The 936-nt window shown below is 35.4% G+C and carries 2 protein-coding genes; both read left to right on the forward strand.

Translation table 11 applies throughout. The annotated features are described in order from the left end of the window. Positions 1–71 precede the first annotated feature (71 nt). Positions 72–398, forward strand: coding sequence for a hypothetical protein (locus tag BAZSYMA_RS06175; protein ID WP_139682329.1), 327 nt, complete (start codon positions 72–74; stop codon positions 396–398). A 67-nt stretch (positions 399–465) separates the two neighbouring features. Next, a complete protein-coding gene (locus BAZSYMA_RS06180; protein ID WP_237731725.1) occupies positions 466–915 on the forward strand; it encodes an HIT family protein in 450 nt (149 codons plus the stop codon). Positions 916–936 lie beyond the last annotated feature (21 nt).

Consider the following 936-nt stretch of genomic DNA (forward strand, 5'->3'; position numbering starts at 1 on the left):
CCAATAATCTTTAAAAAACATTAGTATGTTAAAATATGAGCACCGTTTAATTATCATAATGGAGAAGCAATATGAAAAAATTACTTACAATCGTCTTATTTACAGTATCACTAAGTGTAAATGCTTTTTGGGGCAATAACAACAGCCCTTGGAGTGGTGGTTATAACAACTACAATAATTATGGTTACCAGCAAGATAACGGTATTTTTGGTTACAACCCTTATGAGTTCTGGGAGCCTAGTTGGTATTTTGAAGAAATGAGTAATATGTTTGATGAGTTTGATAACAATGGCTGGAATAACAATAATAATGGCTATGGCTATGGTTACAATCCATACAACTCTTGGAATCAAGGCAACAATTACCGTTACAATAGTCCTGTGAGAAACACCAGATAAAGCTCACAAGAAAAGTTAATAAAAAAAGCCTGCTTTTGCGGGCTTCTTTATTGCTAAAAAATTGACGATGGGTAAAATAGCGCACTTTCAACTTAAATCTACACAAACCATGAGTAATGATTGTATTTTTTGCACATTAAGAGATGAGCGAGTCATTGGCGAATGTGATTACACAAAAACCTTTATTGATAGCTATCCAGCATCTCCAGGGCACACACTAATTGTACCTAAAAGGCATTTTGCAACCTATTTTGAAGCTACAGAAGAAGAATTGTTGGCCATTGGCAAGGCTGTGCAAAACGCTAAAGAAATCTTAGATGAGGAATTTTCACCCGATGGTTATAATATTGGTATTAATAACGCTCAGGCTGCAGGTCAAAGCGTGATGCATTTACATGTGCATTTAATTCCAAGGTATAAAGGGGATGTTGAAGACCCTAAAGGCGGTGTGCGCTGGATATTAAAGAATAAAGCCAACTACTGGGATGATAAAAAAAATAGGGTTAGAGAAAAATAATACCAAAACAAAAAAAAGCCG

Source organism: Bathymodiolus azoricus thioautotrophic gill symbiont, assembly GCF_001298715.1.
GTDB lineage: Bacteria > Pseudomonadota > Gammaproteobacteria > PS1 > Pseudothioglobaceae > Thiodubiliella.

What these genes read in the sequence shown, in the direction of transcription:
- BAZSYMA_RS06175 (WP_139682329.1), top strand. Translation starts at nt 72, where the DNA reads ATGAAAAAATTACTTACAATCGTCTTATTTACAGTATCACTAAGTGTA.
- BAZSYMA_RS06180 (WP_237731725.1), top strand. Translation starts at nt 466, where the DNA reads ATGGGTAAAATAGCGCACTTTCAACTTAAATCTACACAAACCATGAGT.